The 18,571-nt window shown below is 77.9% G+C and carries 20 protein-coding genes; 11 read left to right on the forward strand and 9 right to left on the reverse strand.

Annotated features, from left to right (window positions below; all coding sequences use genetic code 11):
* The first annotated feature begins 18 nt into the window (after positions 1-18).
* The 5 genes from M3185_RS02795 to M3185_RS02815 all read left to right on the forward strand — a co-directional run bounded on the left by M3185_RS02795 (position 19) and on the right by M3185_RS02815 (position 4,947).
* Positions 19-324 carry a DUF4193 domain-containing protein gene (locus M3185_RS02795; RefSeq protein WP_251332151.1) on the forward strand — a complete coding sequence of 102 codons (306 nt, stop codon included), beginning with the start codon at positions 19-21 and terminating at the stop codon, positions 322-324.
* Between the two features lie 126 nt (positions 325-450).
* Complete coding sequence (locus tag M3185_RS02800; protein ID WP_251332152.1) at positions 451-1,896, forward strand: sensor histidine kinase; 1,446 nt, start codon at positions 451-453, stop codon at positions 1,894-1,896.
* Complete coding sequence (locus M3185_RS02805) at positions 1,896-2,618, forward strand: response regulator transcription factor (RefSeq protein ID WP_251332153.1); 723 nt, start codon at positions 1,896-1,898, stop codon at positions 2,616-2,618. Before M3185_RS02800 ends, M3185_RS02805 begins: the two co-directional genes overlap by 1 nt.
* A complete protein-coding gene (locus M3185_RS02810) occupies positions 2,615-3,514 on the forward strand; it encodes a DUF4097 domain-containing protein (protein WP_251332154.1) in 900 nt (299 codons plus the stop codon). Before M3185_RS02805 ends, M3185_RS02810 begins: the two co-directional genes overlap by 4 nt.
* A gap of 68 nt (positions 3,515-3,582) precedes the next feature.
* Complete coding sequence (locus tag M3185_RS02815; protein ID WP_251332155.1) at positions 3,583-4,947, forward strand: MFS transporter; 1,365 nt, start codon at positions 3,583-3,585, stop codon at positions 4,945-4,947.
* Here M3185_RS02815 and M3185_RS02820 read toward each other — a convergent pair.
* Together M3185_RS02820 and M3185_RS02825 are read right to left on the reverse strand one after the other, a co-directional pair.
* The gene (locus M3185_RS02820; protein WP_251332156.1) at positions 4,933-5,964 is read right to left on the reverse strand and encodes an NAD-dependent epimerase/dehydratase family protein; all 1,032 of its coding nucleotides are present in this window, start codon (positions 5,962-5,964) and stop codon (positions 4,933-4,935) included. The two genes, M3185_RS02815 and M3185_RS02820, sit on opposite strands and share 15 nt — an antisense overlap.
* A 32-nt stretch (positions 5,965-5,996) precedes the next feature.
* Positions 5,997-6,260 (reverse strand): DUF3072 domain-containing protein, encoded by a 264-nt coding sequence (locus tag M3185_RS02825; RefSeq protein ID WP_251332157.1) that lies wholly within the window; start codon positions 6,258-6,260, stop codon positions 5,997-5,999.
* 150 nt (positions 6,261-6,410) lie between these two features.
* Here M3185_RS02825 and M3185_RS02830 point away from each other — a divergent pair, with 150 nt between their 5' ends.
* The 3 genes from M3185_RS02830 (at position 6,411) to M3185_RS02840 (ending at position 9,081) form a co-directional block, all read left to right on the forward strand.
* Positions 6,411-6,956 (forward strand): hypothetical protein, encoded by a 546-nt coding sequence (locus M3185_RS02830; RefSeq protein ID WP_251332158.1) that lies wholly within the window; start codon positions 6,411-6,413, stop codon positions 6,954-6,956.
* A 5-nt stretch (positions 6,957-6,961) separates the two neighbouring features.
* On the forward strand, positions 6,962-7,747 hold the full coding sequence (locus tag M3185_RS02835) for a RibD family protein (protein ID WP_251332159.1): 786 nt from the start codon (positions 6,962-6,964) through the stop codon (positions 7,745-7,747).
* 101 nt (positions 7,748-7,848) lie between these two features.
* Positions 7,849-9,081 carry a glycerate kinase gene (locus tag M3185_RS02840; RefSeq protein WP_251332160.1) on the forward strand — a complete coding sequence of 411 codons (1,233 nt, stop codon included), beginning with the start codon at positions 7,849-7,851 and terminating at the stop codon, positions 9,079-9,081.
* A gap of 134 nt (positions 9,082-9,215) precedes the next feature.
* Here M3185_RS02840 and M3185_RS02845 read toward each other — a convergent pair whose 3' ends face one another.
* Both M3185_RS02845 and M3185_RS02850 read right to left on the reverse strand, forming a co-directional pair.
* Positions 9,216-10,232, reverse strand: coding sequence for a lysylphosphatidylglycerol synthase domain-containing protein (locus M3185_RS02845; protein ID WP_251332161.1), 1,017 nt, complete (start codon positions 10,230-10,232; stop codon positions 9,216-9,218).
* A gap of 9 nt (positions 10,233-10,241) precedes the next feature.
* A complete protein-coding gene (locus tag M3185_RS02850) occupies positions 10,242-12,347 on the reverse strand; it encodes a bifunctional anthranilate synthase component I family protein/class IV aminotransferase (RefSeq protein WP_251332162.1) in 2,106 nt (701 codons plus the stop codon).
* Between the two features lie 97 nt (positions 12,348-12,444).
* On the opposite strand from M3185_RS02850, the gene M3185_RS02855 reads away from it, so the two are divergent.
* Positions 12,445-13,206 (forward strand): CDP-alcohol phosphatidyltransferase family protein, encoded by a 762-nt coding sequence (locus M3185_RS02855; protein ID WP_251332163.1) that lies wholly within the window; start codon positions 12,445-12,447, stop codon positions 13,204-13,206.
* Between the two features lie 27 nt (positions 13,207-13,233).
* On the opposite strand, the gene M3185_RS02860 is transcribed toward M3185_RS02855, so the two are convergent.
* The 5 genes from M3185_RS02860 to M3185_RS02880 are packed head-to-tail and all read right to left on the reverse strand — an operon-like array spanning position 13,234 to position 17,215.
* Entirely contained in the window at positions 13,234-14,139 is a 906-nt protein-coding gene (locus tag M3185_RS02860) for a methyltransferase domain-containing protein (protein WP_251332164.1), read from the reverse strand.
* A 28-nt stretch (positions 14,140-14,167) separates the two neighbouring features.
* Positions 14,168-15,253 (reverse strand): glycosyltransferase family 4 protein, encoded by a 1,086-nt coding sequence (locus tag M3185_RS02865; RefSeq protein ID WP_251332165.1) that lies wholly within the window; start codon positions 15,251-15,253, stop codon positions 14,168-14,170.
* Positions 15,250-15,669 (reverse strand): 6-pyruvoyl trahydropterin synthase family protein, encoded by a 420-nt coding sequence (locus M3185_RS02870; RefSeq protein ID WP_251332166.1) that lies wholly within the window; start codon positions 15,667-15,669, stop codon positions 15,250-15,252. The genes M3185_RS02865 and M3185_RS02870 overlap by 4 nt, the downstream gene beginning before the upstream one ends.
* A 29-nt stretch (positions 15,670-15,698) precedes the next feature.
* On the reverse strand, positions 15,699-16,700 hold the full coding sequence (locus tag M3185_RS02875) for a zinc-dependent alcohol dehydrogenase (protein ID WP_251332167.1): 1,002 nt from the start codon (positions 16,698-16,700) through the stop codon (positions 15,699-15,701).
* A 59-nt stretch (positions 16,701-16,759) separates the two neighbouring features.
* Entirely contained in the window at positions 16,760-17,215 is a 456-nt protein-coding gene (locus M3185_RS02880) for a MarR family winged helix-turn-helix transcriptional regulator (protein WP_251332168.1), read from the reverse strand.
* A gap of 74 nt (positions 17,216-17,289) precedes the next feature.
* On the opposite strand from M3185_RS02880, the gene M3185_RS02885 reads away from it, so the two are divergent.
* Both M3185_RS02885 and M3185_RS02890 read left to right on the forward strand, forming a co-directional pair.
* Complete coding sequence (locus tag M3185_RS02885; protein ID WP_251332169.1) at positions 17,290-17,964, forward strand: maleylpyruvate isomerase family mycothiol-dependent enzyme; 675 nt, start codon at positions 17,290-17,292, stop codon at positions 17,962-17,964.
* 74 nt (positions 17,965-18,038) lie between these two features.
* A complete protein-coding gene (locus M3185_RS02890; RefSeq protein ID WP_251332170.1) occupies positions 18,039-18,566 on the forward strand; it encodes an alpha/beta fold hydrolase in 528 nt (175 codons plus the stop codon).
* Positions 18,567-18,571: the final 5 nt, after the last annotated feature.

Here is an 18,571-nt window from a genome sequence, read left to right on the forward strand (position 1 = left end):
AAAGGAACCCAAGAACCCATGGCCACCGATTACGACGCCCCGCGCGTCACGCCGGAAGACCAGCCCGCCAACGAGTCGCTCGAGGCGATCCAGGCCCAGCGCAGCGCGATCACCCAGACCGCGGTGATCGACGCCGAGGACCTCGACACGGCCGAAGGCATCGACCTGCCCGGCGCCGACCTCTCGCACGAGGAGCTCACCGTCCAGGTCATCCCCGAGCAGGAGGACGAGTTCACCTGCGCCTCCTGCTTCCTGGTGCGCCACCGCAGCCAGCTGGCCCGCAACACCGACGGGCACAAGTACTGCAGCGACTGCGAGGCCTGACCCGCCCCGCTCCCCCGGGGAGCCGTCGTCCCCCGGCCGCAGGGGCCGGCGGTGGGGAAAACCGCAGCCGTAACAGGTGGAGAACGTCGCAGTCGGGAGCAGGCCGCCGACCGTAGCGTGAGTGCCATGAGCACACCGCACGACACCCGGCCCCTGCCGCCCGCCCCGTGGAACCGCTCCGGGAGCACGGGCGCCCCCGGCGACGACGCCCACCACCCCCCGGCCGACGCCGGGCCCGCCCACGGCCCTGCCACCGGCCCCGGCGCCACCGCCGCCGGCCCCGGCGCCCCCCGCAGCGGGTTCCGCGAGTGGGGGCCGTGGTCGCCCAGGACCCTGTTCTTCGGCTCGACCGACCTCGTGGTGGACGCCGCGCTCGGCACCCTGTGGCTGACCGCGCTGTTCTCCCTGCTCGCCGCGGCCATCGCCTCCCTGCCCGTCCTGGTGGGCGTGGTCCTGCTGGTGGCGGCGGTCTACGCGGTCCGCGGGATCGAGTGGATCGAGCGCCGCCGCACGCAGGCGGCGTTCGGTCTCCACCTGCCCGCCCCCCACCGGCGCCGCTCCCCGCGCCCCGACGGCTGGCGCCACCTGCACCAGCTGTGGCTGGACGTCTCCGACGGCGCGTTCTGGACCGGACTGCTGCACCTGGCCCTGACCACGGCCCTGGGCTGGGTCGCGGTCGGCGCGCTCGCCGGGACGGGCGCGGCCGTCGCCCTGGCCTTCGCCCCGCTGTACGCCGCCGAGAACAACCCCGTGTGGCCCTCCGAGGTGCTCGGCACCTGGCCCGCCTGGGCCGTGGTCCTCACGGGGATCACCCTGGCGCTGCTCGGCCTGCTGGTCGCCCTGCTGTGCACGGCCGCCCACCGGGGGCTGTCCCGCCTGCTGCTGCGCGTGGACGAGGCCTCCGAGCTGCGCCGCCGCGCCGCGGCCGCCGCCGCCGCCCGCGAGACCGCGGTGCGCGGCGCCCGCACGGAGCGCTCCCGGATCGAGCGGGACCTGCACGACGGCGTGCAGCCCCAGCTCGTGGCCGTGGCCATGAACCTGTCGATGGCCCAGCGGCGGATCGACGACGACCCCGCCGCCGCGAAGGAGCTCATCGGCGAGGCCCACGCCACGACCAAGGCAGCGATCACCGGGCTGCGCCGCCTCGCCCGCGGCTTCCACCCCGCCGTGCTGGAGGACCGGGGCCTCGACGCCGCCCTGTCCGCCGTCGCCGCCCAGTCCCCCGTCCCGGTGGCCGTGGACGTGCAGGTGCCGCGCCTGGCCCCGGAGACCGAGGCCGCGGTGTACTTCGCGGTGGCCGAGGGCCTCGGCAACGTGGTCAAGCACGCCGGGGCCTCCGCCGCCTCCGTCCGGGTGGTCCTCGAGCACGACGCCGCGACCGGCGCCCCGCGCGTGGTCGCCCGGATCGCCGACGACGGCCGCGGCGGCGCCGTCGTGGTCCCCGGGGGCGGGCTGTCCGGGATCGCCGACCGGATCCGCTCCGCCGGCGGGCGCTTCCTCCTCGACTCGCCCGCGGGCGGGCCCACCGAGCTGACCGTCGAGCTGCCCGTCGCCCCGGGGGGTGCGTTCTGATGCGCATCGTCATCGCCGAGGACGCCGTCCTGCTGCGCGCGGGCCTCGTGCGCCTGCTCACCGAGGCCGGCCACGACGTCGTCGCCGACGTCGACACCGCGGAGGGTCTCCTGAAGGCCGTCGAGCAGCACGGCCCGGACTTCGCGCTCGTGGACGTGCGGCTGCCGCCGACCTTCACGGACGAGGGCATCCGCGCCGCCGTGCTGCTGCGCTCCCAGCACCCCCGGATCGCGGTGCTCGTGCTCTCCCAGTACGTGGAGGAGCGCTACGCCTCCGAGCTCATCGCCTCCCGCCGGGACGGGCTGGGCTACCTGCTCAAGGACCGGGTGGCGGACGTCGACCAGTTCCTGGAGTCGGTGGAGACCGTGGGCGCCGGCGGCACCGTCCTGGACCCGGAGGTGGTCTCGCAGCTGCTGGTCCGCTCCCGCCACCGCCGCGACCTCGACCTGCTCTCCCCGCGCGAGCACGAAGTGCTCGGGCTGATGGCCCAGGGCCTGTCCAACGCCTCGATCGCCGCGAACCTGTTCCTCACCGAGTCCTCCGTGGAGAAGCACATCCGCTCCGTGTTCACCAAGCTCGGCCTCGCCCACGAGGACGGCGGCAACCGCCGCGTCCGCGCCGTCCTGCGCTACCTCGGCTATCCCGACCCCGGGCCCGGCCACCCGGCCGCGCCCCACCCGATGTCCCGACCGACCGACACGACCCAGGAGTTCCGGCCATGACGTACCTTTCTCCCGCCGACCCCCGGGCCGCCGCGCCCGGCCCCTCCCGGGACACGGTCGGCGCCGGTGAGCGCACCGCCTGGCTCGTCCCGACCGCCGTGCTCGGCGGCATCGGCGCCCTGCTGCTGCTGGGCGGCGGCGGGGCGGCGATGGCCGCGTCCCTGTCGGTCGAGCAGCGCACGATCGACGCGACCGTGGCCGAGGCCGTGGACACCGTCGTGGTCGACGGGCACTCGGCCGTGGTGGAGGTCGTCACGGCGGACGTCCCCGACCTGCGGGTGGAGGCCGTGTACGCCGGGATCGGCCTCGACCGCGCCCCGGAGCCCCGGGTGCAGGACGGCCGTCTCACGGTCGACGCCCTGCCCTCCGGCCGCTGGCCGGGAACGGGCACGGGGATGCAGGTGACGGTCACCGTCCCGGCCGGGGACGAGCCCGTGGACCTGCGGCTGAGCAGCGACGCCGGCACCCTGCGCGTGGACGGGGACTTCGGCGACGTCGGCGTCACGACCGACGCCGGAGTGGTCCAGGTGAGCGGCAGCGCCCGCAGCCTCTCGGCGGTCTCGCAGGTCGGCACCGTCCTCGCCGAGGACGTGCGGGTGCGCGAGGACCTGGACGTGCACACGGAGTTCGGCGCGACCGAGGTGGAGGTCCTCGGCGACGCCCCGCGACGGTCCTCCGTGACCACGCGCACCGGCGCCATCGAGGCGGCGCTGCCCGAGGCGAACTACTGGCGGCCCACGGTCGCCGGCGCCGACGACCGGGACCCCGAGGAGCTGACGACGGCCACGGTGTGCGCCGCGGCCCCGGCGGAGCGCCCGTGCCTGTACGTGTCCTCGGCCGTGGGTGCGGTGGAGCTCACCCAGGGCGACCGGAGCCCCGCTGCCGGCGGGGAGTAGACTGGCAGCGTTGTCCGGGTCGGGCGCGCCGGGAGGGGGGACGGTGCGCACAGCCTTCGAGGACGCCCGTGAACCCCCTCACCACCTCCCGCACCCCTCCCACGGTGGAGCAGCCCGCCGCTGACCGGCCCCTGGCCGGGCGGTCCCCGGCCGCCGCTCCCGGGACCGGGCATAGCGCCCGCCGCACGGCCCCGCCGTCCGGCGGGCGCTACGCCCGGCTCCCGCAGCTGGCCGGCCGCGGCTTCCTGCCGATCGCCTTCCTCGCCCGCCTGCCGCTGGCCATGATCACCGTGGGCGCCCTGACCCTGGCGACCGCCGTCACCGGCTCCTACGCCGCCGGCGGGCTCGCCGCGGGGGCCGTGGGGATCGGCTCCGCCCTGGGCGGCCCGCTGATGGGCCACCTCGCCGACCGGGCGGGTCAGCGCGCCGTGCTGCTGGCCTCGGCCGTCGTCCACGCCGTCGCCGTCGCCGTGCTGCTGGCGGCCGCGTACGTGCCCCTGGCCCCCGGCGGCCCGGCCGTGCCGGCCCTCGTGGGCGCCTGCCTGCTCGTCGGCGCCACCTGCCCGCAGGTGAGCCCGCTCGCCCGCGTGCGCTGGCGGGCCCTCACCGGCGGCCGGCGCGAGGAGCTGGACACCGCGCTGTCCTACGAGTCCACGGCGGACGAGCTGACCTTCGTCCTGGGCCCGGCCCTCGTGGGCCTGCTGGCCTCGCTCGTCACCCCCTGGGCGCCCTTCGTCCTCGCGGGGGTCCTGACGCTGACCATGGTGGCGCTGTTCGCCGTGCACCCGACACATCTCGCGGTGCCGGCCGCCTCCCGCGAGGCCCGGCGGCGCGCGGCCGTGCGCTCCACGGCGCGGGAGCGGGTGCTCGTGCTGCTGCCGGTGCTGGGCATGGTGGCCATGGGCACGTTCTTCGGCGCCGTCCAGAACGCGCTCAACGCCTTCGGGGGCGCCCTCGGCGCGCACAGCGCGGCCGGCCTGCTCTACGCCGTGCTGGGCATCAGCTCGGCGGCGGCGGCGCTGTCCGTCGCGTGGTGGCCCCAGCGCTTCCGGCCCGCCGCCCGCTGGGTGGCCGGCGCCGCCGCCATGGCCGCGCTGAGCCCGCTGCTCCTCCTGCCCGGCGGGCTCGTCCCGATGCTGGCCGTGCTGCTGGTCGTGGGCGTGCCCGTGGGCCCCACCATGGTCACCGTCTACACGATCGGCGGGGACGTGGCCCGCCCGGAGCGGCTGGGCACGGTGATGACGCTGCTCGCGAGCGGCGTGGTGCTCGGCACGGCCGTGGGCGCGACGCTGGCCGGCGTCCTCGCCGAGTCGGCCGGGCACCGGGGCGCGTTCGCGGTGGCCGCCGGCGCGGCGCTCGCGATGACGGCGATCAGCGGGGCGGCGGCCCTGCTGGTGCGCCGGGACCGGGGGCCCGCCCTAGACGAGCGGTGACCTCGTCCGGTGCTCGGGGTTGCCGAGGCCCTCCCGGCCGTCGAAGCTGTCGACGAGCTGGCGCAGCGCCTCGAGCGAGCTCACCGTCTCCGACCAGCCCGTGACCTCCCGGATCCGGGTGGTGTCCATGAGCGGGACGGCGTCGGCCAGATCGATCCACCCGGGATCGGTGGGCTGCAGCCGCAGCCGGTAGGTGATCGCCACGAGGGCCCGCACCAGGGCCGGCGGCACGGGCAGGATCCGCTTGGCGCCCAGCACCTGGGCCACGCCGTCGGGGCCGACCACGGGCTCGGCCGCCACGTTGAAGATCCCCCCGGCCCGCTGCTGGATGACCCGCCAGAACGCGTCCGCGACGTCGTCCGTGTGCAGGACCTGGAAGCGGAACCTCTCCGGGAAGGGCAGCACGGGCAGGCGCAGCCGGGCGATCAGCCGCCGGGGCACCAGCGAGCCGAAGAAGTAGTCCCTGATCTCGGGGGCGGCGTCCGCCTGGAACAGGAACCCCGGCCGCAGCCGGGTCACCAGGACCTCGGGGTGGGCGGCCTCGAAGCGGTCGAGGATCGTCTCCGCCTCGGCCTTCTGCACGTTGTAGTGGGAGGTCTCGACCCCGCCGACGGGCCAGGACTCGTCCACGGGCCGGTCCTTGGGGCCGCGGCTGTAGGCGCCGAGGGACGAGGGGTAGACGACGTGGGGCACCCCCGCGAGCACCACGGCGTCCAGCACGTGGACCAGGCCGTCGACGTTGGCGGCGTGCATCAGCGCGAAGTCCCGGTTGGGCCTGATCAGCCAGACCAGGTTCACCACCGCGTCCGCCCCGCGCAGGATCCCGGCCAGCTCCGCGGTCGACTCCCGCGCGGCGATGTCGACGGTGTGCCACTGCACGCCGTCGTAGGGCTCACCGTCCCGCTCGGGGCCCTCGCGGGAGACCCCCACGATCTGCGTGACCTCCGGGGCGGCGTGCAGCCGGCGCAGCAGGGCGGTGCCCACGTTGCCGGTGGCTCCCAGGACGACGATCTTCACGGTGCTCTCCTCCCGTCCGGGCGGACCGGGGCCTACTGGTCCTGGACCCGGTCGCTCTTGCCCTGCAGGCGGTCGATGTGCTTGGAGGCCTCGGCCTTGGTGAGGTCGGCGGGCAGCTCCTCCCCGGCCTCGCGGGCCAGGGTGTCCAGGTAGCTGCGCTGCGCCGCGGTCATCGGCTCGTCGCCGGTGGCCCACTCGTCGGGATCGCGGTCGAGGCCGCTGCCCGGCTCGGGGCTGGACGCGCCGATGGTCTCCTGCTGGTCGGGATCCGGCGTGCCGTTCGCGTTCTCGCTCATGCGCCCATGATAGTCATATCGCTTACGATCTCTCTCGTGTTGCGGCCGGGCCCCCGGTGCGCCTGCCGCGGACCGGGCCGAGTCAGTACGCTGAGGAACCAGGCCGCAGGTCCCCCCGGACCGGCGGGGAGCGCACCGGAGGAGAAGCAGATGAGCGAGCACCCGCAGCACAGCACCGACAGCGCCGGGGCCCCCGCGGCCGCCGCGGTCCAGGCCGACAAGCTCGAGGCCTACATGCTGGGGCACTACATGGGCGCCCTGTCCGGGGTGCGGCTGTTCGACGAGGCCCGCCGGACCTGGGCGGGGACCCCGTACGAGGGCCGGTTCGCCGCGTTCGTGGAGGACATCCAGAACGACATCGTGCACCTCGAGTCCATGCTCGACCGCCTCGGCTCCTCCCGCCGGAAGCTGGTCAAGGGCCTGGGGACGGTCACCGGCGTCGCGTCCCGGCTCAACCCGCTGAGCCGGATCCGGGAGCGCGCCGGGATCGCCGCGCACGGTGAGCTCGAGATGCTGCAGTCCCTGGTGGTCGCCAAGCGCAGCATGTGGGTCACCCTCCTGGAGCTGGTCCCCGCGGAGCCGCGCCTGGACGCCGGGGAACTGCGGAAGCTGGAGTCCGACGCCGCCGAGCAGTACGACCGGCTGCGGGCCATCGCCCGGGAGACGGCGCCCGGCCGGTTCCTCGCCGGGGGCTGAGCCCCGTGGCCGAGCCCCCGCGGAGGGCGGGCGGGCCCGACGACGACGCCGGAGCCGCCGCGGCGTGGGACGAGCTGCTGGCCGGCCGCGTCCCCCCGTCCCCCGCCCGGGGAGGGGAGCTCGCGGAGCGCTACGGCCCGCTCGTGGCCCACCGGGGACCGCTCGTCATCGCCCAGCTCGGCCAGAGCCTGGACGGGTTCATCGCCTCCCGCACCGGCCACGCCCAGTTCGTCACGGGGCCCGAGGACCGGGCGCACCTGCACCGCCTGCGCGCGCTGGTGGACGCCGTGGTCGTCGGGGCGGGCACCGTGACGGCGGACGACTGCCGCCTGACCGTCCGCGCCGTGCCGGGCCCCCACCCGGTGCGGGTGGTCCTGGACCCCACCGCGAGGACGCCGCCGGCGTCGGCGGTGCTCACCGACGGCGCCGCGCCGACGCTCTGGGTGGTGGGCGAGGACGCCACCGTGCCCGGGGAGCCCGCGCCGCACGTCGTCGTCGTCCGCGTTCCCGCCCCCGGGCGGCACCTGCTCCCCGGGGACGTGCTGGCGCAGCTGGCCGCGCGCGGGCTGGACCGGGTGCTCGTCGAGGGCGGCGGGCGGACCGTCTCCCGCTTCCTCGCGGACGGCGCGCTGCACCGGCTCTACCTGACCACCGCGCCCATGCTGATCGGCGACGGCGTCCCCGGGATCCGCTTCCGCGGCACCGACCACCTCTCCGGCGCCCTGCGGGGCCCGGTGCGCCGGTTCGTGCTGGGCGAGGACCTCTGCACCGAGCTCGTCCTCCGTCCCTGACCCGCCCCGCGCGGCGGCCCCGGGCACGGCACGGGGGCGGGCTACCCTCAAGCCACTCGTACAGACCCTCAGCACGGACCACCAGCACAAGGAGGACCGACGTGCGCATCGTCGTCGCCCCGGACAAGTTCAAGGGCTCCCTCGAGGCCCCCGATGTGGCCGCGAGCCTCGCCGCCGGGATCCGCTCGGCGGATCCGTCGGCCGAGGTGGTGGTCCTGCCGGTGGCCGACGGCGGGGAGGGCACCCTCGAGGCCGCCGTCGGCGCCGGGTTCACCGCGCACGCCGTCACCGTGACGGGTCCCGTGGGGGAGCCGCTCGGGGCGCAGTTCGCCCTGCGGGGCACCACCGCCGTGGTCGAGATGGCGCTGGCCTCCGGGCTGGCGGCCCTGCCGGTGGACGAGCACGGGCAGCCCGTCCTCGACGCCCCCGGCGCGACGAGCCGCGGCACGGGCGAGCTCGTGCGCGCGGCCCTCGACGCCGGGGCGACGCGCGTGGTCCTCGGTGTGGGGGGCAGCGCCTGCACCGACGGCGGGGCCGGGCTGCTGCAGGCCCTGGGAGCCCGCCTGCTCGACGCCGACGGCGAGGAGCTCGGCCGCGGCGGCGCCGCCCTGGCCCGCCTCGCGCGCGTGGACCTCACCGGCCTGGACCCGCGCCTGACCGGGACCGAGGTGGTGCTGGCCGCCGACGTCGACCACCCGCTGCTGGGCGAGCGGGGCGCCGCGGCGGTGTTCGGCCCCCAGAAGGGCGCCTCCCCCGAGCAGGTGCGGGAGCTCGACGCCGCGCTGACCGTCCTGCGGGACCGGCTCGCCGACGCCCTCGGCGGACGGGCCCGGGACGCGGCCGAGGCGGCCGGGGCCGGGGCCGCGGGCGGCGTCGGCTTCGCCGCGCTCGCGGTGCTGGGCGCGCGGCGCCGGCCCGGCGTGGAGGTCGTCCTGGAGTTCGTCGGCCTCGCCGAGCGCCTGACCGGGGCGGATCTCGTCATCACGGGCGAGGGCAGCCTCGACGAGCAGTCCCTCGGCGGCAAGACCCCGCTGGGCGTGCTCGGCACGGCCCGCTCCGCGGGCGTGCCCGCGGTGGCCGTGTGCGGGCGGACCACGCTGGAGCCGCGGCTCCTGCGGGAGGCGGGCTTCCTGCGGACCTACGCCCTGACCGACCTCGAGCCGGACCCCCGCACGTGCATGCGCGAGGCCGGGCGGCTGCTCGAGGACGTGGGGGCCCGGCTGGTCCGCGAGCTGCCCGGGCTGCTGGCCGGGCAGCACCCCGGCCCGCAGGCGGCGGACCGCGCCCCCGGCCCCACGGCGGCCGGCGACGGCGCCCGGCAGGGCACCGCGTGACGGACGCCGCGGGCGGGCTCCCCGGCGGCTGCCCGACCCGCAGGGCCACGCCGGCGAGGCCGTCGTCCCCTACCGGGGCGGGGCACTGTCCGGGACGGTGCGCCGCACGTTCCTGCGCGGGGCCCCGGTGGACTTCACGACGCCGCGGGGCCGGCTGATCCTCCGCGGCGAGAACCGGCGCGGCTCCCGTCGCGGCCGCCGGGCGGGGCGGGCCCCGGGCCGTGGGCTCCGGTGCCCGCCGTCGGCCGCCCCGTTCCCGCACGGCGCTGCGGGGGCACGGCCCCGGGATCCCCCGGGCGCAGCCACCGGGCCAGCAGCACCGCCCCGGGCAGCGCGGAGACCAGTGCGAGCAGGCCGTAGCCGAGGGAGATCGCGAAGCCGGTCTCCGCCGGCAGGCCGTGGGCGAGCGCGGCGAGGGTCGTGCTCCCCTCACGGGGGCCCCAGCCGCCCACGCCCAGCGGCACGGACATCCCCGCCAGGCCGAGGACCGTGGTGGCCCACAGCGCGCCGGGGGCCGCGTCCGGGGCGGTGCGGAGCCCCGCCACCAGGAACAGCCCCTGGTAGCACGCCCACGCGAGCACCGACAGGGCCCACACCGCCGCCCGGTCCCGGCCGGGGGCTCCGGCCGTGGCGCGCCACGCCACCGCCCCCACCGCCAGCGCTCCGACGGCGAGCGCCACCGCGAGCCACGCCCCGACGGCCAGGGCCGGGACCACGCCCACGGCGAGCAGGATCGAGGTGCCGGCGAGCCGCTCCCCGGCGACGGCGACGCCGGCCTCCGGCAGGGTGTCCCCGCCGCGGCGGCGGCGCAGCACGCGCACGGCGTCCCCGGCCACGCCCCCGGGCAGCAGGAGATTGACGAGCCCGGCGGCCCAGCACTCGCCCAGGGCTTCCCGGAAGGGGATCCGCACGCCGCGGGCCCGCGCCACGAGCCGCCACCGCTGGGCCTGGGCCGTGGTGGCCACGAGGCCCGCGGCGAGCGCGAGGACGACGGTGGCGGGGCTGAGCACCCCCAGGGCGCCGCCGAGGGCCCCGGGGCCCAGCGCCCGGAGCAGCGCGCCGAGCACGGCCAGTCCGGCCAGGGACCGGACGACGGCCCTCAGGAGCCGGCGGCCCGGGGGGCGCCGCGGCGGGCCGGCGGTGCTCGGCACGGGCGCCGCCTACCGGCCGCGCGCGGGTGCCGCCGGCTCCGGCGCGGCCCCGAGCCGCCGGCCCACCCACCGGGCGACGGGCCCGGGCTCCCACCGGCCCACGCCGTCGACGTGCGCCACGGGCACGGCGCCCCGCAGCGAGTTGGTGACGAACAGCTCGGTGGCGCCGGCGAGCCCGTCGAGGCCCACCGGGTGCTCGTGGACGGTGCGCCCCCCGGCGCGCAGGGCGTCGATCGTGCGGGCGCGCAGCACGCCGGGCAGGATCCGCCCGTCGGCCGGCGGGGTGAGCACGCCGTCGCCGGTGACCACGAAGACGTTGGCGCGGCCGGTCTCCAGCAGCTCCCCGTCCGCCTCGACGAGCAGCGGGTCGCAGCTCGGGGACCACAGCCCCGGCGCGGGCGCCCACTCGAGCGCCCGGCGGTCCACCCACTTGTGCCCGCCGAGGCCTCCGGGCAGCACGAGGGGCACCAGCCGCCAGGCCTGCGCGGGCGAGGGGGTCAGCGCGGCCGTCGTGAGCTCCGTGCGCACCGTCCCCCCGCCGGGGACCGCGGTGATCCGCAGCCGGTGGGGCCCGGACAGCGCGTCCGCGCGGGCCCGGACCTCCTCCGGCAGTCCGGCGGGCAGCGGGGCGCCGTAGCAGGCGAGGGTGCTGGCCTCCAGACGGGCCAGGTGCCGGGCGAGGTCGACCGGCACCCCGGAGCGGATGAGCAGGGTCGTGAAGACCCCCCGCCCCGGATCCGGCGGCGGCACCGGCACCACGGGCAGCCCGCGCGCGGAAGGCTGCGAGCGCTCCGCCCACTCCGCGGCCAGCGGCGCGTCGAACCGGGCGCCGACGGCGCGCAGCAGGGGCCGGGCCTTCACGAGGGTCTCGTGGGCCTCGTCGACCGGGTCGGAGTCGGCCACGATCCCGCCGCCCACCCCCAGCCGCACCCGGTCCCCCGCGAACTCGAACGTGCGGATCGCGACGTTCAGCGCCAGCCCCGACGGGCCCGCGTAGCCGATGGCCCCCGTGTAGACCTCCCGCGCGGCGGGCTCGAGGGCGTGGATGATCTCCATCGCCCGGATCTTGGGGGCCCCGGTGCACGAGCCCGGGGGGAAGCTCGCCCGGAGCAGGTCGGCGTCGTCGAGGCCGGGGCGCAGCCGCCCGTGGACGTCGGCCACCAGGTGGTGGACACCGGTGTGGGCCTCGACCCGGGGCGTGGCCGGGGCGCGCACGCTCCCCGGGACGCAGGTGCGCGAGAGGTCGTTGCGCATCAGGTCCACGATCATGACGTTCTCGGCCCGGTTCTTCGCCGAGGCGTGCAGCGCCGCCGGGTCGGAGCTGCCGGGAGCGGTGCCCTTGATGGGGGAGCTCAGCACCTCGTCCCCGGTCCGGCGCAGGTAGAGCTCCGGCGACAGGCTCGCGACCGCGCCGCCCGGCAGCCGCAGGAAGGCCGCGAACCGTGGCCTGAGCGTCTCGTGCCCGGCGCAGAACAGGTCCAGGGGGTCACCCTCGAAACCGGCCTCCAGGCCGCGGCACACGTTGGCCTGGAAGATGTCCCCGTCGCGGATGTGGCCCAGCGCGGCGGTGACGGCCGCGGCGTGCTGCGCCCCGGAGGCGTCCGCCGAGAACGGGCCGCACCGGTAGGGCTGCGCCCCGGCGGGCGCGGCCAGCGCCGCGGCGACGATCGCCGCGCTCTCGTCCACCCGCGCGGGGTCGGCGCCGGGCAGGGCCTCGAGGACCCACTCCCCGGTGCTCGCCCGGCGGCGCAGCGCGTGGTCGTAGTGGGCGAGGTGGTGGTCGGGCAGGCCACCGGCGTGCGGCGGGGGCGGCGGCAGGACCTCGAGGCTCCCGGCCAGCTGGTAGCCGAGGTAGCCGATCCAGCCGCCGCCGAACGCCTCGCCGGCCCCGGTGCGGATCCCGTCCCGGCCCGCCGCCCCCAGGGCCGCGAACGGGTCCTCGTCGGGGGCCAGCACCCGGGTGGGGCGGAAGGCGATCAGGGCGTCGCCGTGGTGCCAGTCGCCGAGCAGCGCCGCCAGCCCGGGCTGGTCCCGCAGCGCCTGCAGCATCCGCACCGGTGTCACGGCCGCCGGGGCGACCACCCGCGGGCGCTCGGTCGGGCAGTGGTTGTCCATCGTTCCAGTCTCCCCCATCCGCCGGGTCCCGGGGAGCGGATTGACCGCCCCGCCGCGGCCCGGCCAGGATGGAGCACCCGATCCGGAGGAGGACCCGATGCCCCTGGCCCGCCCCGCCGCCCCGCGGTCCTCGGCGCGCCGGGACGGGCTGGCCGCCGTGCTCGCCACGGCGGCGGCCGTCGTGCTCCTCGCCCTCCTCACCGGCGCGGGGGCTCCCGTGGCGGCGGCCTCCGCGGTGCTGGGGCTCGCCGTGACCGGCGCGGTGGTGCGCAGCACCGTCCGCCGCCGCGACGAGCCCTACGGCCCGGCCGACCGGGTGACCGTGGCCCGCTCCGTGCTCGTCGCCGTGGCCGCCGCCCTGCTGCCGCTGGGCCTGGCCCCCGGGCCGGCCCAGGACGCGCTCCGCCCGGCCGCCGCCTGGTGCTGGGGCCTGTTCGCCGTGGCGCTGCCGGCCTGGCTGCTCGACGCGCTGGACGGCCGCGTCGCCCGCCGCACCGGCACCGCCACGCGCGCCGGGGCGCGCTTCGACCAGGAGGTCGACGCCGCCCTGATCCTGGTCCTGTCGGTGGCCGTCGCCGCGCGGATCGGGCTGCCGGGAACCGCCTGGGTGCTGGTCATCGGCGCGCTGCGCTACCTGTTCCTGCTCGCCCTGCGGCTGCGCCCCGCCTGGCGCCGGCCCCTGCCGCCCAGCGGGTACCGCCGGACCACGGCGGGGATCCAGGGCGGGGTGCTGCTCGGCGCCCTGCTCCCCCTCGTCCCGCTGCCGCTCGCCGCCGGGGCCGTGGGGCTCGCCCTGGCCCTGCTGCTCGTCTCCTTCGGCCGCGACGTCGTGTGGCTCCGGCGGCGGGCGCGACCCTGAGGGAGGAGACGGAGCGGAGCAGGACGCCTAGCCCCGGCCCTGCCCCCGGGTCGCAGCCCGGGGCAGGGCCAGCAGGTCCGCGTGCCCCACCGTCGCCCGCAGCCTCCCCCGGGCGACGTCCACCAGGCGGGTGCGCAACCACGCATGGGCCTCCGGCGTGAGGTCGGGGCGGTGCTCCACGGCGGCGTCCGCGCGGTCGGCGAGGAACCGCTCCAGGAGGGGCCGGGCCCACGGCTGGTCGGCCACCCACCACGGGGTGGGCACCACGTCCACGGCCATCCCGCACTCCCGCAGCGCGGTGGACGCCAGCCCCACCGCCTCCGGCCCGGCGAGCGCGCCGCGCTGCTGGTGGTCGTCGAAGGCGCCCAGCACGGGGGCGTCGAAGTGGTGGGGCGGGTCGAGCACGACCTCGCCGTCGACGGTGAGCGCGAACAGGCCCGGGACGCCGGCGGCGCACAGCACGCGGGCCAGCTCCCGGATCTGCTCGTGGGAGAGCAGGTCCAGCAGCGCGGAGCACGTCACGAGCCGGCGGGCGGCCGGGTGCTCGGCGAGCACCCGCTCCAGTGCCTCCACCCCCGCGAGGACGGGCACGACGTCGGCCCCCTCCTCGCGCGCGACGGCCACCGCCCGGTCGAGCAGGTCGCGGTCGTGGTCCAGCAGCACCCAGCGCTGGGGGCCCGGCAGGAGCGGGGCCAGCCACGCCCGGTTGGCGCCCGTGCCGGCCCCGAGGTCGACGACGACGACGGGCTCGGCCTCTCCCGCCGCCCCGCCCGGCCCCACCGCCGGCGCGGACTCCGTCCAGTGCCGCACGAGCCGGTCGGTGAGGAACCGCGCGTCCTCGCGGGCCTCGGCGTCGGCGGGCGCGCGCAGGGCCAGCCAGTCGCCGGCCACGGGGCGCTGCGGTCCGGCCGTGTCGTTCGTGGTGCTGTCCATGGTCGTTCTCCTCCGGTCGTGGATCGGGTCAGGGGATGTCGGCGCCGAGGGCGGCGAGGACGTCGTGGGCGGTGTCCTGCCACGTGCGCAGGCTGCTCCGGCGGACGAGGGCATTCGCCCGCCGGCACGCGCGCAGGGCGGGGTCCGTGAGCCAGGCGCGCAGGGCCCGGGTCCAGGCGGCCGGATCGGCGTCGAGCACGGCGCCGGCGCGGGCCGTCGGCGCGGGGGCCGCACCGGGGACGCCGTCGAGGGCCTCGACCGCACCCGTCCCCGCCGGCACCAGCGCGGGGATCCCGTGGGCGAGGGCCTCGGTGACGACCATGCCGTAGGTCTCGGTGGCCGAGGGCAGCACGAGCAGGTCGGTGGCCGCCCACTGCTGCTCCAGGGCCGCGCCCGTGAGCGGGCCGGTCCGGCGCACGCGTGCGGGGTCGGGGAACGCCGCGACCGCCGCCTCCAGCGCCCGGGCGTAGCCGGCGGGACCGGGGGCGCCCACGAGGTCGAGCGACCACTCCAGGTGCACCAGCGGGGCGAGGGCCTCCAGCAGCAGCGCCTGGTTCTTGCGGGGGGTCAGCGACCCCACGCAGGACAGCCGCGGCGGCACCGACCCCTCCGCCACGGGGGCCCGGCGGGTGCCGGGCACCGCCACGGCCGCGTCCCGGGTCCCGTAGCGCTCCCGCAGGTCCCGGGCGGCCCAGCGGCTGGTCACGACCACCCCGGTCGCGGCCGCGAGCGCGGCGGCCTCCCGCCGTGCCAGCAGCCCGGACTCGGCGGGGTCCAGACCGGTCTCGGCCGGCAGCGGCAGGTGCACCAGGACGTGGACGGGCACCCCGGAGCGCACGGCGTCGGCGACCACGTCCGGCGCGGCGCAGCCCACGAGGCCGTCGAGCAGGACGGTGCGCCCCGGTGCGGGCCCGCCGAGGGCGGCGCGCAGCCGGTCCCGGGCGGCCGCGTCCGGACGGGGCCAGGCGCCGGCGACGGGCACCGTGCGGGCCGAACGGCCCAGGCCCCGCAGCGCTGCCACGAGCCGGAGGTCGTAGAGGGACCCGCCGGTCGGGCGCCCGTCGTCGGGCACCACGACCTCCAGGACCCCGCCGCCCCCCGCGCGCGCGCTCATCGGGCGGTGGCCGGCCCGCCGCGCTCGCTGAGCACGGGCAGCTCGAGGGTGTAGGAGGCCCAGGCGTCGGGGGTCTCGCGCAGGGTCACGGTGAGCCGCTCGAGCCCCGCGATCCCGGAGGCGCCGGCGGCCAGGCGCTCGGCGACGTGCTGGGCGAGGACCTCCGTGGTGGTCAGCCGCCCGGCGAAGTCGGGGTGCTCGTCGAGGTTGCGGTAGCGCAGCCCGGCGAGCACCCCGGAGAGCATCTCCGTGGCGGCGCCGATGTCCATGACCACGCCGTGCTCGTCCAGGACGGGCCGGGCCCAGGTGGTCTCGACCGCGTAGGTGGCCCCGTGCAGGTTCTGGGCCGGGCCGAAGAAGGGGTCCGGCAGGCTGTGGGCGATCATGATGTGGTCGCGGACGGTCAGCGTGAACACGGGGCTCCTCGGGTCTCGGGACGGGCTCGTCAGGCGTAGGTCACCACGTGGCACAGCGCGCCCGGGGGGCCCTCGGCGAGCCGGGCCATGGTCGCGGGCAGCTCCTCGAAGGACGAGGACCCGGTGAGCAGGGCGTCGAAGCGGGGGTCGCGCAGGGCGTCCAGCGCCGCGGCGCGGCGCTCGGCGGTGCTGCGGCGGGCGCGCCGGGCGGGGGCGACGACCCCCACCTGGCTGGCGCGGATCTGCAGGCGACGGGCGTGGAAGTCGGCGCCCAGGGGAACGGCGGGGTCGTCGTCGCCGTACCAGGACATCTCGATGAGCTCGCCCTCGTCCCCGAGCAGCTCGAGCCCCCGGGCGAGCCCCGCGGCGGTCGAGGAGGCGTGGACCACGACGTCGCACTCCCCCGCCGCGCCCTCCGGAAGCACGTGCTCCACGCCCAGGCGGCGGGCGAGCTCGGCGCGGACGGGCTGGGGGTCCACGAGCTCGAGGCGGGCGAGCGGGAACCGGGCCAGCAGCGCGGCGACGCAGGCCCCGATCATCCCGGCGCCCACCACGGCCACCCGGTCCCCGAAGCGGGGCGCGGCCTCCCACAGCGCGTTGACGGCGGTCTCGACCGGGCCGGCGAGCACGGCACGGTCGTCGGGCACGTCGTCGGGCACGGGCGTCACGGCGGAGGCGGGGACGACCCAGCGGTCCTGGTGGGGGTGCAGGCCGAACACGCGCCGGCCCACCAGCTCCTCGGGACCGTGCTCGACGACGCCCACGGCGAGGTAGCCGTACTTCACCGGGCCGGGGAACTCGCCCTCCTGGAAGGGGGCGCGCATCCGTTCGCGCACCCGCTCCGGGACGAGGCCGCGGTGCACCAGCGACTCCGTGCCGCGGCTGATCCCGGAGCGCAGGGTCCGGACCTCGACGTCGTCCGGGCCCGGCGCGGGCAGGGGCCCCGTGCGCAGCTCCCCCCGGCCGGGCGCCACCGTCCAGTAGGAGCGGCAGGCCCGGTCCCCCGCAGGCAGCTGGGCGGCGTCGGTCATGGTCCCATTGTGTCCATCCCGCCGCGCGATGGACAGACGCGGCGCGCCCGCGCGGACGGTCAGGCCCTCGGGCCGGGCGGCTCGTCGTGCAGCTCGGACAGGGCACGGCGCAGCTCGCCGTAGCGCCGGGTCCCGAGCCGCGCACGCCACTCGGCCTCCACCCCGGCCACCACGCCGGCGGCCACCGCCTGGGCCGCCCGTCCCCGCTCGGCGATGGTCACGAGCCGGGCCCGGGCGTCGGCCGGATCCGGGCGGCGCGCCACGTAGCCCTCCTGCTCCATGGCCTGCACGAGCACGCTGGCGGTCTGCTTGGTCACGCGGGCCTGCTCGGCGAGGTGGACCAGGCGGGTGCCGGACGGGCCGATGCGCTGGAAGATCCGCGCCTGGGCGAAGGAGAGGTCCGCGAAGCCGGCGGCGTGCAGCGCCGCCATGACGCGGTCCTCCATGTCCCGGTAGGGGTAGTAGAGCAGCAGCCCCGTGTTCGTCGCCGCGAGCGCGTCCGCCTCGTCCTGCATGCCACCCCTTGACGTCGAGCCGCCCACGGCCGGAGAATTTAGTCAGGAAAGCTGACTGCTTGGGGGAGACTACCATGGACCGCGACGCCGTCTGGAACGCCATCCAGCAGGAGCGGGCCGCACTGGCGGACCTGCTCGAGACCCTCACCCCCGAGGAGTGGGAGCACCCGACCCTGTGCCCCGGTTGGACCGTGCGCGACGTGGCCGCCCACGTCATCTCCTCCCCGCAGGTCGGGGTCGCCGACCTGATCGTGATCCTGTGGCGGGGCCGCGGGAACTTCGACCGGTCCATGTACCTCGACGCCCGGAGCCGGGGGCGGCAGCCGGTCGAGGCGATCGTCGCCGACTACCGCCGGCTGGAGGGCTCCCGGCGCCACCCGGTGACCACCAGCATCCGCGAGCCGCTCGTGGACGTCCTCGTGCACACCCAGGACATCGCCTTGCCCCTGGGCCGGCGCCACCCGATGCCGCCGGAGGCCGCGCGCACCGCCGCGGAGCGGGTCTGGTCCACGTCCTTCCCGTTCCGGGCCCGCCGGCGGCTGCGCGGCCTGAGCCTCGTGGCCACCGACGTCGACTGGCGCGTGGGCCGCGGCCCGGAGGTCCGCGGCCCCATGGAGGCCCTGCTCCTGCTGCTGACCGGCCGCACGGCCGCCCTCGGCCGGCTGGAGGGCCCGGGGACGTCCCGCCTGGCGTCCGGGGCCCCGCAGGGCGCCCCACCGCCCGCCCCGGGCCGCGCCGGGCACCCTTGACACCCCGCGGACACGGCGGGGACGCTGGTGGACAGCGGCGCACGCCGCGGCCCCCCTCTGCCCCGAGGTGCCCCATGGTCCACCGGATCCTCTTCCTGCACGGCGCGGGCCCCCAGCCCGCCGCGAACCCGCTGCTGCAGGCCGTACGCCGGCAGTGGCCGGACGCCGACCTGATCGCGCCCGCCCTGCCCAGACCGGAGGACCCCGATCCGGACCTGTGGCAGGAGGCGATCGGCCGGGTGATCCGCGCGATCCCGGACGAGCCCTGGGTGATCGTGGGCCACTCCCTGGGCGGCTCCGAGGCCCTGCGGTTCCTCTGCCACCGCATCCCGACGCTGCTGCAGCGGGTGGTCACCGTGGCCTCCCCCGCGTGGGACCCCGAGGACCCGGGGTGGAGCGAGCCCGGGTTCGCCCTGCCGCCCACGGCGGGCCGGACCCTCGCGGACCTGGAGATCGTGGTGGTCCACGCCGAGGACGACGACGTCGTCCCGCCCGAGCACGCCCGCAGGCTCGGCGAGCGCCTGCCGTCGGCGCACGTGGTGATGCTGCCGAGCGGCGGGCACCTGCCGACCGGGTGGACCGGCCGGGGGCTGATCTGCTGACCGCG

The organism is Kocuria rosea, from assembly GCF_023715525.1.
Lineage (GTDB): Bacteria > Actinomycetota > Actinomycetes > Actinomycetales > Micrococcaceae > Kocuria > Kocuria rosea_A.